This window comes from Sphingomonas sp. PvP055, from assembly GCF_040546365.1.
Lineage (GTDB): Bacteria > Pseudomonadota > Alphaproteobacteria > Sphingomonadales > Sphingomonadaceae > Sphingomonas > Sphingomonas echinoides_A.
Genome location: NZ_JBEPNS010000001.1, coordinates 963,213 through 978,785, shown reverse-complemented (window position 1 = coordinate 978,785; position 15,573 = coordinate 963,213). Strand labels below are relative to the sequence as shown.

9 protein-coding genes and 1 pseudogene are annotated in these 15,573 nt (G+C 68.4%); 7 read left to right on the top strand and 3 right to left on the bottom strand.

Features of this window, described 5'->3' with window-relative positions; translation table 11 throughout:
- Positions 1 to 12 precede the first annotated feature (12 nt).
- Positions 13 to 3,108 carry a TonB-dependent receptor plug domain-containing protein gene (locus tag ABIC16_RS04820; RefSeq protein ID WP_354290232.1) on the bottom strand — a complete coding sequence of 1,032 codons (3,096 nt, stop codon included), beginning with the start codon at positions 3,106 to 3,108 and terminating at the stop codon, positions 13 to 15.
- 175 nt (positions 3,109 to 3,283) lie between these two features.
- Between ABIC16_RS04820 and ABIC16_RS04815 the strand changes: the two genes are divergently transcribed.
- The 7 genes and pseudogenes from ABIC16_RS04815 to ABIC16_RS04785 all read left to right on the top strand — a co-directional run bounded on the left by ABIC16_RS04815 (position 3,284) and on the right by ABIC16_RS04785 (position 12,609).
- Positions 3,284 to 4,285, top strand: coding sequence for a glycosylasparaginase (locus ABIC16_RS04815; RefSeq protein ID WP_354290231.1), 1,002 nt, complete (start codon positions 3,284 to 3,286; stop codon positions 4,283 to 4,285).
- Positions 4,286 to 4,287: 2 nt separating this feature from the next.
- A complete protein-coding gene (locus ABIC16_RS04810; protein WP_354290230.1) occupies positions 4,288 to 5,061 on the top strand; it encodes a copper homeostasis protein CutC in 774 nt (257 codons plus the stop codon).
- Between the two features lie 50 nt (positions 5,062 to 5,111).
- Positions 5,112 to 6,183: pseudogene (locus ABIC16_RS04805) on the top strand (SIS domain-containing protein).
- Positions 6,180 to 7,337, top strand: a complete 1,158-nt coding sequence (nagA, locus tag ABIC16_RS04800) for an N-acetylglucosamine-6-phosphate deacetylase (RefSeq protein ID WP_354290229.1) — start codon at positions 6,180 to 6,182, stop codon at positions 7,335 to 7,337. The pseudogene ABIC16_RS04805 and the gene nagA overlap by 4 nt, the downstream one beginning before the upstream one ends.
- A 33-nt stretch (positions 7,338 to 7,370) precedes the next feature.
- Positions 7,371 to 9,893 carry a phosphoenolpyruvate--protein phosphotransferase gene (gene ptsP / locus ABIC16_RS04795; RefSeq protein ID WP_354290228.1) on the top strand — a complete coding sequence of 841 codons (2,523 nt, stop codon included), beginning with the start codon at positions 7,371 to 7,373 and terminating at the stop codon, positions 9,891 to 9,893.
- Positions 9,890 to 11,632, top strand: coding sequence for an N-acetylglucosamine-specific PTS transporter subunit IIBC (gene nagE / locus ABIC16_RS04790; protein ID WP_354290227.1), 1,743 nt, complete (start codon positions 9,890 to 9,892; stop codon positions 11,630 to 11,632). Before ptsP ends, nagE begins: the two co-directional genes overlap by 4 nt.
- Before the next feature lie 86 nt (positions 11,633 to 11,718).
- Entirely contained in the window at positions 11,719 to 12,609 is an 891-nt protein-coding gene (locus tag ABIC16_RS04785; protein WP_354290226.1) for a DMT family transporter, read from the top strand.
- A gap of 35 nt (positions 12,610 to 12,644) precedes the next feature.
- Here ABIC16_RS04785 and galA read toward each other — a convergent pair whose 3' ends face one another.
- Together galA and ABIC16_RS04775 are read right to left on the bottom strand one after the other, a co-directional pair.
- A complete protein-coding gene (gene galA, locus ABIC16_RS04780; RefSeq protein WP_354290225.1) occupies positions 12,645 to 15,269 on the bottom strand; it encodes a beta-galactosidase GalA in 2,625 nt (874 codons plus the stop codon).
- Positions 15,256 to 15,558 carry a hypothetical protein gene (locus ABIC16_RS04775; protein WP_354290224.1) on the bottom strand — a complete coding sequence of 101 codons (303 nt, stop codon included), beginning with the start codon at positions 15,556 to 15,558 and terminating at the stop codon, positions 15,256 to 15,258. Before ABIC16_RS04775 ends, galA begins: the two co-directional genes overlap by 14 nt.
- Between the last annotated feature and the right edge of the window lie 15 nt (positions 15,559 to 15,573).

The window sequence follows — 15,573 nt, the reverse complement described above, 5'->3', positions numbered from 1 at the left end:
CGTTCCTGACGGTCAGAACTTCGCGGTGAAGCCGATCGCGATGTTACGGCCCAGGCTGTCATACCGTGCCGGGATCGTGTTGCTGCGCGCGAGGCTGATATTGTACGAGTTCGGCAAGATCGGCGGCGCCTTGTCGAGCAGGTTGTTCGAGATCAGCCGCAGGCTGTAGCGCTTCGCGATGTTGAAAGTGAGCGCGAGATCGAAATAGCTCACCGGCGAGATCCGCGCGAAGGTCGTCTGCGCACGCTCCGGCGTACCGCCGATCGCGGGATCGCCCGAGTTGTTCGCACTCACCAGCGCGCCGACATAGCGCCAGTTGAACGAGGCGTTGAACACCTGGTCCGGCGTCACATAGGTCGCGCGCAACCCGTGGCTCCACTTCGGCAGCAGCTGACCGCAGCCGTTGCCGTAATAGCCCGCGCAGTTGCGCGACGGCTGGACCGGGGAATCCTGGCCACCGGCAAAGGTGGTCAGCGAGCCGTTGAAGCTCAGGTCCATCCGCCCGACCGACCCGAGGCCGAGCGCATATTGCGACTGGAAGTCCCAACCGCGCGCGATCGAGGTGTAGTAATTGGTAGTCCCCGCGCGGATGAACCCGCTCGTCGCGTTCGAATTGAGCGGCGCATACAGCGTGCCGTTGGCGGCGCGGACGATGCCTGAGCAGAAGAACGGATCGCCGTTCGAACGCTGGCAACCATCGGTGTAATAGCTGTCGTCGTTATACCCGAGCGAGTTGTTGATCTTGATCCGGTACCGATCGACCGAGAACACCAGGCCCCGGACGAACCGCGGCTTCAGGATGATGCCATAGGTCTGCGTGTAGGCGGTTTCCGGATCGGCGGTGAACCCGCCCGAGCGGACCGTGCACTGGCTGTCCGGGCACAGCAGCAACGCGCTGCCATATTGCGCGTCCGACAAGCCCGTTGCGCGGCAAACTTCGCGCGAGGCGACCGGCACCGTCGTGGTGATGGTCTTGCCCGGGTTGTTCGGGTCGGCGATCTGCCGGGGGACGGGCGCGCAGAAATCGTTCTGCGATCCGCCCTGCCGCGAGAAGTTGATGTTGCTCGCCTGGAACGCCTCGACCACCGTCGGCGCCCGCTGCGCCTTGTTGAACGAAGCGCGCAGCACGATGTCGCGCACCGGCGAATACAGCCCTTCCGCCTTCCACGTCGTGAACGTGTCCGGGTTGATGTTGTACTTGGACAGGCGAAGCCCGCCGTTGACCTGGATCAGCTCGGCAAACGGCTTGTGCTGGACGAGCGGCGCCTGCACTTCGACGTTGCCTTCCCAGACGTGCTGGCTGCGATCCGAATCGGTCCCGCCGTTATCCGCGCGGAACGCCGCGTTGGCGACCGAGAACTGCCGCTCCTCGCGATATTCGACACCCGCCGCGAAGGCGAGGCCGTCCTCGGCGAACGGCGATGTGATGCCGTATTTGCCGAGATCACCGGTTACGTTCGCCTGCAGGTCGTACAGGATGCCGACGGTCCGCTGCTTCTCCGCATCGACGCCGCCAAAGATGTAGTTGACCAGCGACTGGTTGGTGTTCCGCGCGCTGAACGCATCGAACGGAACGCACGCGGGGTCGGTGCCGTTGACGGTGGCGGTGCAGGTCGGCGTCCCGTTGACGTTCACGACGTTGAGCGCATTGTTGATCCGCCCGAAACTGGGGAGCGTCGCGGGCATATAGTCCTGCTGGTTGCGCGCATAGACGCCGCCGACGTCATACGTCCACGCATCGCCGACCTTGCCACGAATACCGCCCGTCGCACGGATCCCGCTGTTGATGTACGTATCGAGCAGATACGGCGCGCTGTCGAAGCGATAGCGCACGTCGAGCGGCGCGGTCGCCCCGGTGCCCGCCGCCGCGCCGCAGATCGCGGTCGCCTGCGAGGCCGACAGGAACGGGTTGTTGCAATTCACCTGATACGGGGTCGACCCATAACTGTTGAACGCGAACACGCGCGTCGGCACGCGGTTGGTCGACTCGTCGCGGAACCACAAGGCCGAGCCGTACAGCTCGATCTCGGGCTTGACCTTGAACGACGCGAACCCGCCCGCATTCACGCGCTCGAACGCGCGCTGGTACGAATAGCCGTCATAGGGGTTGGCGGCGTTGGACGTGCCCGGCTGCCCGTTATACGGCACGAAACTGCGCCCGCCGGTCGGCGTGTTGACGAAGCCGAGACCGCTGTTGGCACCGGACTGCGGCGAGATATAGCCGTTCGGGGTATAGGTCGACACCGAGCAACCGAGCGGACCGTCCTTGTCGGTCTGGGTAAGCTGGCACGCCGAGGTCGAGCGTGCGGTGTATTCGACCAGATTGGCGTGCTTGTAGTTGACGAAGCCCGACACGTTGAGCCGGTCGTCGAACAGCGCCGTGCCCGCGGTCAGCGTCACGTCGGCACGGCCGCCGTCATTGACCAGGCTCGTGTTGACCGGGAACCCGTAGCGCGCGGCCTGCTGCGTGACGATATTGTCGCGGTTCTGATGGTTGTAGAAATTGTAATTGCCGTCGATCCGGATGCCCTTGAAATCGGGCTTGATCACGAAGTTGACGACGCCTGCGACCGCGTCCGAACCATAAACCGACGACGCGCCGCCGGTGAGGACGTCGACCCGTTCGATCAACGACACCGGGATGATCCCGGTATCCTGGCCGTTCTGCGTGCCGAGACGCTTTCCGTCGATCAGCACCAGCGTCCGCTCGAACCCGAGGCTGCGCAGCTTGATCCGCTGGCGCCCGTCCGAATCCTGATAGTTCTGCTGGCTGTCCGGCGCGATCTGCGGAAGGCGGTTGAGCACTTCCTCGATATTGGTCGGTGCCTGCGCCCGAATGTCCTGTGCCGTCACCGACGTGATCGGCGCGGCCGACGCGATGTTCGGGCGGGTGATCCGCGTCCCGGTCACCATGATGTCCCTGTCGTCGGAAGCAGCGGCGACGACCGGCTGCCCGGCGATCACGCTCGCCTTGGTCTCTGCGGAAACTGCCGGATCCACCGCAGCGTCCGGTGCGGGCGCAGGGCTCCCCTGTTGCGCATTGGCAGGCGCGCTCAGGGCGAGCGCGGCGCCCATGGCAGTCAACGAAATCGCGTAACGAAACGGCATTGGAACATCCCCCCTTTAGAAAGCAGCGCGCCCCCCAGGCGACCGCTGCATGCCTAAAGGTTCCCTTCAAACGAGACCTTGGTCAATACCTATGGGTAACCATTCAGAAACTTTTTTGACTTTATTAAAGACTATGGCATGAATGTCACAACTGGCGTTTCGCAAGAGGGCATGCATGACCACCAGACGTTCCCTTCTCGCGCTGCTGACCGCCGCGGCGGGCGCCGCTCCAATGACGCGCGCGCTGGCCGCGCCAGCCGCAAAGGGCGGCGCGCAGATCCTGTCGACGTGGGATTTCGGCGCCGCCGCCAACGACGCCGCTTACGCACGCCTGGCCAAGGGCGGGTCGCTGCTCGACGCGGTCGAAGCCGGCGCGATGGTCCCCGAGGCGGACCCGAACAATCACTCGGTCGGCTATAGCGGCTATCCCGATCGCGACGGACACGTCACGCTCGATGCGGTGATCATGGACGATGCCGGCAACGTCGGCGCGGTCGCCGCGCTCGAGAACACGATGCACGCCATCTCGGTCGCGCGGCGCGTGATGGAGAAGACCCCGCACACGCTGATCGTCGGCGAAGGCGCGACGCGGTTCGCGCGCGACCAGGGCTTTCCGCAACAGTCGCTGCTCACCCCCGAATCCGAAAAGGCCTGGCGCGAGTGGCTCAAGACCGCACACTACCGCCCCGAAGCCAATAGCGAGAACAAGATCACGCGGACGCCCGGCGGCGCGCTCGACCATGATACGATCGGTTTGCTCGCGCGCGATGCCAGCGGGCGGCTCGCGGGCGCCTGCACCACCTCGGGCATGGCGTTCAAGATGCGCGGCCGCGTCGGCGATTCGCCGCAGGTCGGCAGCGGGCTGTATGTCGAGGCGGGCGTCGGCGCCGCGACCTCGACCGGGCTCGGCGAGGAAGTCACGCGCATCGCGGGGACCGCACGCGTCGTCGCATCGATGCGCGCGGGCAAATCCGCGCAGGCCGCGTGCGAAGAGGTGGTCAAGCATATCGCGCATCTGCGCGGCGCGGCGATCCGTGGGGTACAGGTCGGGTTTCTCGCGCTGGACCCCCATGGCAACGTCGGCGCATTCTGCCTGCTGCCCGGCTTTACCTACGCCGTCACCGACATGGCGGGACGGACCGTGGTGCATAAGGGAGCGTCGCTATTCCAGGCCTGAGTTTGCGTGAAACCGTTCCCCGCCGCGCGGGTGCCGCGCTCGAAGTGTGCGTCGAGACGGTCGGCGGGCTCACCGCCGCGATCGACGGCGGCGCGGACCGGATCGAACTGTGTGCCGCTCTGTCGGTCGGCGGGCTGACCCCGCCGGCATCGCTGATCCGGATCGCCGCTACCGCCCCGTTGCCGGTGCATTTGCTCGCGCGCCCGAACGCGGGTGGCTTCGTCTATGACGCGGCGGAACAGGCGCTGATCGCAGACGATATCCGCACCGCCGCCGACGCCGGTCTCGCCGGGGTCGTGATCGGCGCGAGCACTATGGACCGAACGCTGGACGCGCCGCTGCTGGCCCGCTGGATCGCCCTCGCCCGCGCGCTCGGCACCGATCGCGGGTCGCCGCTGTCGGCGACGCTCCACCGCGCGTTCGATCTCGTACCCGATCCGATCGCCGCGCTCGAAACAGCGATCGCGCTGGGGTTCGACCGGATCCTCACATCGGGATGCACCCCCCGCGCGATCGACGGTCTGGCAACGCTCGCCGCGCTCCACGCCAGAGCCGATGGCAGGATCACGATCCTCGCCGGAAGCGGCGTTTCCGCCGAGACCGCCCCGGCAATCCTCGCGACCGGGATACGCGAGCTGCATGCGTCATGCCGCACCGTCCACCCGGTGGACGACGCCCTGCCCGAACGGCGCTTCGGATTCGTCGGCCCGGACACCGCCACAACCGACGCCACGCGTGTCGCAGAACTGTCGCGGATCATTCATTTGCCGGCTTGAATAGGACCAATATATTACCTAGACATGTCGCATACTGGATGGAACAGGCGATGCACGACACCAATTCTGACACGTCCACGGTAAAGCCGGGACCGACCCTGATGTTCCTGGAAGCGGAAGAGGCCCATGCCGCGGTCGAGCGGATGCTCGCCGCGAACGCCGCCGCCTTCGCCCAGCTTGGCGCCACGCTGCGCGCCGCGCCGCCGTCGCTCGTCGTGACCTGCGCGCGCGGTTCGTCCGATCATGCCGCGACTTATGCGAAATACATGATCGAGACGCGGATCGGCATTCTGGTCGCCTCCGCCGCGCCATCGGTCGCCTCGGTCTATGCCGCCCCCGTGGCGCGCGGCAACGCGTTGTGCATCGCGATCTCGCAGAGCGGGCGCAGCCCCGACCTCCTCGCCACGGTCACCGCGCAGAAGACCGCGGGCGCGCACGTCGTCGCGATCGTCAACGACACCACCTCCCCGCTGGCCGAGATGGCGGACACGTTGATCGCGCTGTCGGCGGGTGTCGAACGCTCGGTCGCCGCGACCAAATCCTACATCACTTCGCTCGCCGCGATCGCCGCGCTGGTCGCCGAATGGTCGCAGGAGGCCTCGCTTCAGACCGCGGTCGCCGCGCTCCCCGGGTTGCTCCGCCGCTCCTGGGCGTTCGACTGGCAGCCGGTCGGCACCGCACTCCAGGACGCGAACAACCTGTTCGTCATCGGTCGCGGTATCGGCCTCGCGGTTCGCGCAGGAAGCCGCGCTCAAGCTCAAGGAAACCTGCGGCCTCCATGCCGAGGCGTTCAGTTCGGCCGAAGTGCGCCACGGTCCGATGGCGATCGTCGGGCCGGGCTTCCCGATCATCGCCTTCGCGACCTCGGACGTTGCGGGCGATGACGTGCGCGCGGCCTCCGCCGAATTCGCCGCGCGCGGCGCGGTCGTCTGCCTCGCCGACGCACGCGCGGATGGCGAAACCGCCTCGGCGACGGCGGTTCCCGCCGCCAAGGCGGATCCGGCGATCGAGCCGATCCTGATGATCCAGAGTTTTTACCGCATGGCGGATGCCCTGTCGCGCGCGCGCGGCTACAATCCCGATGCGCCGAGCCATCTCAGCAAGGTAACCCGCACATTATGACTTCGCTCAGCTTCGTGAACGGCCATATCGTCACCGCGCACGGCGTGCAGGCCGCGGCGACGATCGACGTCGAGAACGGTGGAATCGTCGCGCTCGACGCCAATGCGGGTCCGGGCGCGATCGATCTGGATGGCGGCTGGCTGATGCCCGGGTTCATCGACACGCAGGTCAATGGCGGCGGCGGCGTGCTGTTCAACGCCGACCTCACCGTCGAGGGGATCGCGGCGATCGGCGAAGCGCATCGCCCCTATGGCACGACCTGCTATCTGCCGACCCTGATCAGCGATTCGACCGACGCGATCGCGCACGCGCTCGACGCGACCGACGCGGCGATCGCGGCGGGCGTCCCCGGCGTGGTCGGCGCGCATATCGAAGGCCCGGTCATCAACGTGTCGCGCAAGGGCATCCACGACCCGAAGCATTTCGGCACGCTCGACGACCGGTTGATGGACGTCCTGCTCGCGCCGCGCCGGGGCCGGGTGATGGTCACGCTCGCGCCCGAAGTCGCCGCGCTCGACCGGATCGCGGCGCTCGCGCGGGCGGGCGTGCTGGTCAGCCTCGGCCATAGCGACGCGACCTATGCGCAGGCCCGCGACGGCTTTGCCGCCGGGATCACTGGCGTCACGCATCTGTTCAACGCGATGTCACCGCTGGCCCACCGCGCGCCCGGCGTGGTCGGCGCCGCGCTCGACGATCAGCAAGTCTATTGCGGGCTGATCGTCGATGGCTTCCATGTCGAAGATGCGGCGCTGCGTATCGCGCTGCGCGCGCGTCCGCTCGACCGGATGATGCTGGTGTCGGATGCGATGCCGTGCGTGAACGCGCGCGTGAAGGATTTCGTGCTCCAGGGCCGCCAGATCCACGTCGAAGGCGGCCGCTGCGTCGGCACCGACGGGACGCTGGCGGGCTCGGACCTCGACATGGCGCGCGCCGTCCGCAACACCGTGGTTCAGCTCGGCATCGCGCCTGCACAGGCGGCGGCGATGGCGGCGACCAACCCGGCGGCGTTCCTCGGCCTGTCGCAGACGCACGGCAGCCTCGCGGTCGGGCAGCGCGCGGATTGGGTCGTGCTGGACGCGGACTTCAACGCGGTGTCCACGACGATCGGCGGCACGCTGAGCGAGGCCACGCGCCACCACGCCAGCGCCGCCTGACCGCGCATCCCCTACCCCCACCGAGGAGACATCATGGCGTCGATCATCCTGGCCGCCCCTTTAGAAGGTTGGGTTACGCCACTCGAGGCCGTGCCCGATCCAGTGTTTGCGGGCCGGATGATGGGCGACGGGGTAGCGATCGACCCGACCGGCGACACGCTCCACGCGCCCTGCGCCGGGCGGATCATCGGCCTCCAGGCGTCGCGCCACGCGATCACGATCGAGACCGACGACGGCGCGCAGATCCTGATCCACATCGGGATCGACACGGTCGCGCTGAACGGCACCGGCTTCACCACGCTGGTTGCCGTGGGCGACCGGGTCGCCGCGGGGGACGCGCTGATCCGCTTCGATCTCGACTTGCTGGTGCGCGAAGCCAGCGCGGTCGTCACGCCGATCCTGCTGACCGATGCGACGGGTTTCACGCTCACCGACATCGCCCCCGCCGGTTGGGTCAAGATCGGCGCGCCGCTGATGACGCTCCACACCATGGCCGCGGAACCCGCGCCCGCCCCTGACCACAACGCCACGCCCCAAGCCGACACCACCACCACCGCGCGCCGCACGCTCCGGATCGGTTTGCCGCACGGCATCCACGCGCGCCCCGCCGCCCGGATCGCCGCACTCGCGCGCGAGACCAGCGCGACGCTCACGATCGAGAAAGACGGGCGCAGTGCGTCCGCGCGCAGCCTGACCGGGCTGCTCGGGCTGAGCATCGCACTCGGCGACGAGATCGCCGTGGTCGCGCAGGGCGAGGATGCCGCCACCGCCGCCGATACGCTCGTCACGCTGCTCGCCTCCGGCATGAACGAAGCGCCCGATCCCGTCGTCACGGTCGTCCAGCCCGAGGATACCACGCCGCTCCCCGACGGCGCGCTCCGCGGTGTCTGTGCGGCACCGGGGCTCGCGGTCGGATTGGTCCGGCATCACCAGGTCAGCGACGTCGAGGTCCCGCGCGAAGGCCGCGGCGAAGCGACCGAACGCACCGCGTTCGACACCGCGCTCGCCGCGCTCCGCACGGACATCGCCACCCAGTCCGCCACCCTCAAGGGGCCCGCGCGCGAGATCCTCGTCGCGCATGAAGGGCTGCTCGACGATCCCGATCTCCACGCCGCGACCGAGGCCGGCATCGCGCGCGGCGAAAGCGCTGGCTTCGCCTGGCGCGCCGCGATCCGCACGCAGGCCGACATCCTGCGCGCAGGCGGCAACGCCCGCCTCGCCGAACGCGCGGGCGATCTGCTCGATTTGGAACGCCGCCTGCTCGCGCTGCTGGTCGGCGGCACCAGCGAGCGGCACGCCTATCCCGCCGGAACGATCCTGATCGCGGACGACCTGCTCCCGTCGGACCTGATCGCGATCGCGGACGGGCTCGGCGGGCTGTGCATCGCGCGCGGGGGGCCGACGTCGCACGTCGCGATCCTCGCCGCGTCGATGGCCTTGCCCACGCTGGTCGCGGTCGGCGACGCGGCGCTCGCGATTCCCGAAGGCGCGCGGATCGTCCTCGATGCCAATAGCGGGATCGTCCTCCCCACCCCCGACGCGCGCCAGATCGCCGACGCCGAGGCCGAGCAAGCCGCCGCCGCGCGCAAACGCGCCGAAGCGCTGGCGCAGGCCTCGATCGCCTGCCACACCGCCGATGGCATCCGGATCGAAGTGTTCGCGAACCTCGGCGCCGCGGTCGAGGCGGCCCCCGCCGTCGCGAACGGCGCCGAGGGCTGCGGGCTGCTCCGCACCGAATTCCTGTTCCTCGAACGCGACACCGCGCCGACCGTCGCCGAACAGCATCACGACTATCAGGCGATCGCGGATGCGCTGGAAGGCCGCCCGCTGATCGTCCGGCTGCTCGACATCGGCGGGGACAAGCCCGCGCCGTATCTGGCGATGGCGCCCGAGGAAAACCCCGCGCTCGGCCTGCGCGGCATCCGCGTCGGCCTCGCGCATACCGCGTTGCTCGAGGACCAGTTGCGCGCGATCCTCGCGGTCAAGCCGATCGGCCAGTGCCGGATCATGCTGCCGATGATTTCGCGGGTCGAGGAAGTCCGCAGCGTCCGCCTCGTGCTGGACCGGCTGCGCGACGAGCTCGGCATCACCACCGCGATCGAGCTCGGCATCATGGTCGAGACCCCCGCCGCCGCGGTGACCGCGGATACGCTCGCGCGCGAGGCGGATTTCCTGTCGATCGGCACCAATGACCTGACGCAATATACGCTTGCGATGGACCGCGCCAATCCGGCGGTGGCGAGCGCACTTGACGGGCTGCATCCGTCGGTGCTGCGCCTGATCGACCAGACCTGCCGCGGTGGCGCGACGCGCGGTCGCTGGACCGGCGTCTGCGGCAGCCTCGCGTCGGACCCGCTCGCGGTACCGATCCTGCTCGGGCTCGGCGTGACCGAACTGTCCGCCGCCCCCGGGGTCGTCCCCACGATCAAGGCGTGCGTCCGCGCGCTGACGATGGAGGCGTGCCGCGATCATGCCCGCGCCGCGCTGGCATGCGCGTCCGCCACCGAAGTGCGCGCGCTCGCCCGCCGCTTTGCCGCCCAGGAGATCCCGGCATGAAGACGCTCCTCGCCGGACTCCAATCGCTCGGGCGCGCGCTGATGCTGCCGATCGCGGTGCTCCCGATCGCGGGGCTGCTGCTCCGGCTCGGCCAGCCCGATCTGCTCGGCATCCCCTTCATGGGTGCGGCGGGCCAGGCGATCTTCGACCATCTCGGTCTGCTGTTCGCGCTCGGCGTTGCGACCGGGTTCGCGCGTGACGGCAACGGCGCCGCCTGCCTCGCCGGCGTCACCTGTTTCCTCGTCACGACCGAGGCGGGCAAGACGCTGCTCGTCGTGCCCCCGTCCGAACTGTCGGGCTTCACCGGCCCCGCGGTCGACCTCGCCACCGCGGCGTGGAAGGCGAAGGTCATGGCGCGGCTCGACGTGCCGATCGGGATCCTGTCGGGCCTCGTCGGCGGGCTGTTCTACAACCGCTTCTCCGCGATGAAGCTGCCCGAATATCTCGCCTTCTTCGGCGGGCGGCGCTTCGTGCCGATCGTCAGCGGGCTCGCCGGTCTGGTGCTCGCCGCGATCGTCGGGTTCGCGTTCCAGGGGATCAGCGCGGGCATCGACGCGATCAGCCTCGCCGCAACCGGCTCGGGCGCGGTCGGCGTGTTCGTGTTCGGGCTGCTCAACCGGCTGCTGCTCGTCACCGGGCTCCACCATCTGCTCAACAACATCGCATGGTTCGTGGTCGGCGACTATCACGGCACGACGGGCGATCTGCGGCGCTTCTTCGCGGGCGACCCGACCGCCGGAAGCTTCATGGCGGGGTTCTTCCCGGTGATGATGTTCGGCCTCCCCGCCGCCTGTCTCGCCATGTATCACGCCGCACGGCCAGAGCGGCGCAAGGCGGTCGGCGGGATGCTGTTCAGCCTCGCGCTCACCTCGATGCTGACCGGCGTGACCGAACCGATCGAGTTCAGCTTCATGTTCCTCGCCCCCGTGCTGTTCGGCATCCATGCGGTGCTGACCGGCCTGTCGATGGCGGTGATGGACCTGCTCGGCGTCAAGATGGGGTTCGGCTTCTCGGCGGGGCTGTTCGATTACGTCCTCAACTTCGGCAAGGCGACCCGCCCGCTGATGCTGCTCCCGGTCGGCGCGGTGTATTTCGCGCTCTATTACGGGCTGTTCCGCTTCTTCATCGCGCGGCTCGACCTGCAGACGCCGGGCCGCGAGCCGTTGACGGATACCCCGGTCGCGGCGGCCCCCGTCGCGGCGGGTGGGCGCGGTCAGGCGTTCACGCAGGCACTCGGCGGCGCGGGCAATCTCGCCTCGGTCGGCGCATGCACGACGCGGTTGCGGCTGGTCGTGCGCGATCAGGCGCTGGTCGATGATGCCGCGCTCAAGGCGCTCGGCGCGCGCGGGATGATCCGCCCGTCGGCCACCGCGCTGCAAGTCGTGCTTGGCCCGGTCGCCGATATCGTCGCCGTCGAGATTCGCGATGCGATGGACGCTGGGGTGGTGGCTCCGAGCGTTGCGGTCGCCGCCCCCGCCCCTACCCCAGTCGTCGTGGAGGAAACCCCCGCCCCGACGTTGACCTTGGCACCGGCGCTCACGTCGGCGTTGGGCGGTACGGACAATGTCGCGGAAAGCACGCAATATCATGGTCGCCTGCGCGTCACCGTTCGCGATGGCGCGCGCGTGAACGATGCTGCGCTGGAGGCGCTCGGCGTCCACGGCGTCGCACGTCCTGCGCAGGGCGTGCTTCATCTGCTTGGCGACGAAGCGGTGCTGGGGCGTCTCGCAAGCGCGTAACGCCCCACCGCGAACGCCCTCGCGGCACGCGGAGCGGCAAGCGTAAACGGGGCGACGACGATCGTCGCGCACCTTAAGGCGACGTCATGGCCAACCCTGTCTGGATACCCGCGACGCTGTTGGCAGCGACCTTCCAGGTCGGTCGCAATGCCCTGCAGCGCAGCGTCATGACGACCTCCGGCCCGTGGGGCGCAACCCTCGTGCGCTTCCTGTTTGGCCTGCCGTTTTCGGTCGTCTTCGTGCTGGTGGCATTGCTGGTCGTCCCGAATGGCGCGCTGCATTGGTCGGGCGCGTTATGGCTTTCGGCATCGGTCGGGGCAGCAAGCCAGATTCTCGCGACCGCCGCGCTGTTGAACGCAATGCATCGTTCCGGCTTTGCGGTCGGCACGGCGCTCCAGCAAAGCTCGCTGCCGCTGGCGGCGCTGCTCGGGCTGGTCATCTACGACGATCGTATCAGCGGCATCGCCTGGCTGGGTGTGGGAATCACGACGATCGGGCTTGCCGCGCTCAGTTGGCCTTCGCCCCGGCAGCTTGGCGCCTCGCTGTCCGGGGCGGCGTTCGGTCTGGGGTCGGGCTTGTTCTTCGGGTTTTCGCTCAACGCTTTCCGGCACGCCGCCCTCGCGCTCGATGCGCAGCATCCGATTTTCGCCGCGATCGTCTGCGTCGCCGTGGTGCAGGCGATGCAGACCGCCTTCATGGTCCTGTTCCTGGCGTGGCGCGACCCCGCCACGCTTGCCAACGTGCTGCGCGCCTGGCGACCGTCGCTGGGTGCCGGACTGTGCGGCGCGTGCGCTTCGGTCGGGTGGTTCGTGGCGCTTGCGCTCTCGCCGGCAGCGCCCGTCCGCGCGCTCGGCATTATCGAGGCGCCGATCGCCGCCATCGCCGGGCACCGGTTCTTTCGCGAGACGATGAGCGCCCGGCAGATTGTCGCAGGCACCGCGATCATCCTCGGCGTATTGCTCACCTCGCTTTTCTGAGGGTCGCGCTTGCGGCTTTCGGCGGGGTGCGCGCCCTACTGCGCCGACAGCGTCACCGGCCCCATCACCCCGGATGCCGAAGCCGCATCCGCTTCGACCAGCAACACGATCCGCCGTGGTCCCCCGCCGGGCGCGATCCGGGCGTCGATCGGCGCGGGTGCGATATCGCGCTTGTCCGCGACCCGCACGCCATCGACCCACAGTTCCGCACGCCCGCCGACCGCCGCGAACCGCAACCGCCCCCCGCCAGCGCCGACCGCCCGCCACGGCACGATCGAGGACCGATAGACGCGCCAGCGCCCGCCCGAACCGGGCGGGGTCGCGGTGCCGCTCGCAACGAACGCCCAACTGTTATTGTCGCCATCGCTCGGCGCGAGCTCGGGCGACGGTCGCGCGTCGAACGGCGTCGACCGCCGCCATTGCGCGATGCGTTGCTGCGCGGGCGTCACCGCCACCTGTGCCGGGGGCGCGACCGCAAGCTGGTCGATCGTGAGCCGCGCCGGGGCCAGCCCGGGCGCGCGCGCCTCGATCGCGATCCGCCCACGCCCCGCGCTCGCGCGCACGATCACCTGCGCCAGTCCGTTGAACAAAGACCGTGCACCGGCGCCCGCAGCAGACTGCTCAGGCTCGTGGCTGTTGGGATCGCCATTCCCCAGCCCGATGATCGCGGCCCCCGTCACCGTGAATTGCACCGGCAGGTTCGCGGTCGGCACATGCCGCCCGCGCGCGTCGATCGCATCGACCGTGATCGGCTGCGTATCCTCGCCATCCCCCGCCATCACGCTGCGCGCTGCCGTCAGGCGGAGCGCAACCGCAGCCCCCACCGTCTCGTGCGCCGCCCGCGCGACGATCCGCCCGCCCCGCAGCGCGACGACCTCGATCCGCCCCGGCGCATAAGGCACCGTCCAGCTGTTCCCCATCCAGCGATCCACCGCCTGCGTACCCAGCTCGCGCCCGTTGAGCCGCAACGTCACCTGCTCCGCATTGCTCATCACCAGCACCGTGATCGGCTGCCCCTCGTGGCCCGGCCAGCTCCAGTGCGGCGCGAGGCTGACGACCGGCGCATCGTCGATCCAGTGCGCGCGGTGGATGTCGAACGCGGTCTTGGGGAAACCGCACAGGTCGAGAACCCCGAAGAAGCTGGAAATCGTCGGCCACGCATAGGGCGTCGGCTCGCCGTGATAATCGAACCCGGTCCACACGAACCCGCCCGCGACGAACGCGCGCTCGGCGATCTTCTTCCACGTCGCGCGATGCGTATCACCCCAGCTCGCATTCTCCACGTCATAGGAAGAGGCGATGTGCTTCGCCGGATCGCCCGCATAGGCCCCGCGCGTCTCATACGCGCTGGTATCCTCCGAACTCGTCATCGCGCGGTTGGGGAACATCGCGTGGAAGCGGTCGTAGTCGTTCTGATAATAATTGAACCCGGTGACATCGACCACGTTCGCGACCGTCACTGGATCGAAGAACGACCCGTTGAGCGCGGCGGTGATCGGGCGGCTGTCGTCGAGCTTGCGCACCGCATGCGCCATCCGCCGGACCATCTCCACGCCCGCCTCGGTCGCCTGCATCGGTTCCTCGTTGAACACCGACCACAGGATGACGCTCGGATGGTTGCGATCACGCCGGATCAGCCATTCGAGCTGCGCGAGATAGTCGGGGGCCGGGTTGAACTGGCGGTTCTCGTCCATCACGACGAACCCCATCCGGTCAGCCAGATCGAGCAGCTCGGGCGCGGGCGCGCCGTGCGAACAGCGGATCGCATTGCACCCCATCGCCTTCAACCGTTCGAGCCGCCAGCGCAGCAACGCATCGGGCACCGCGACCCCGACGCCCGCGTGATCCTGATGCAGGCAGACGCCCTTGATCTTCACATGCCGGTCGTTGAGGTGGAAGCCCAACGCCGGATCGAACCGGATCGTGCGGAACCCGATCGCGACGCGGCGTTCGTCCACCAACACCCCGTCGCGCCGTACCGTGGTGACCAGCGTGTAGAGCCGCGGATCGTCGATCGACCACACTTCGGGTGCCGCCACGTCGAGCGTCAGCGTCGCGTCGGCATCCTCCAACGGCGCGATCTTGACCGTCGTTTCGCTGTGAGATACTATCTTCTGGTCCGGATTTCGGAGCGTCGTTTCGACGATGACCGAAACCGTCGTGCGATTGACGCTAAACAGCGTTGCGACGACCGGAACCTGCCACGATCCGTCGTCTTTCTGGCGTGGATCGGCGTGAATCCCGTCGCTTTTGATTGCAACCGGTGCGCGTCGGATCAGCCAGGCATGGCGATACAGCCCCGCGCCCTCATACCACCATCCTTCCATCGCCTGTGCGTCAACACGGATCGCAACGACGTTTTCCGCGTCCCCGAACCGCGCAAACGGCGTCAAATCAACGGTGATTCCGGTATACCCCGACCAACTATGCGCGGCGATGCTGCCATTGAGCCAAATCGTCGCATTGGTCGCGATCCCGTCGAACTGCAGCTCGATCCTCTTGCCCCGGTCCGCCGGGTCCAGCCGCAGCGTCCGGCGATACCAGCCGATCCCGCGCGGACGATAGCCTTGCGAAATATTCGCTGTCTCGACAAAGGGTTGCGCCGCCGCCCAGTCATGCGGCAGCCTTACTTCCAGCCAATCGGAATCATCGAATGCCATTGCCGCAGCGCCCTGCGCATTCCCCGGCCTTGACGCTGAGATAGGTCTGCTCGTGGTTCGCAGGCGGCGCCGCGACGACATCCCCCTCCTGAAACCGCCACCCGCGTTCGAGCCGGATCCGCGCCGGATCGGTCTCAGGCAGCATCGACGGCAGGGTCCGCGTCGGTTGCGGCATCGGCACCGCGCCCGTATCTCCTGCAGCTATCTGTCGGGGAACGCGGGCAAAACTACCGCTCGCGACTCCCGCCGCGCTCGCCGCGGAGGCGAGCAGGAGCTGACGACGGTTCATGGCATAACTCCGGGG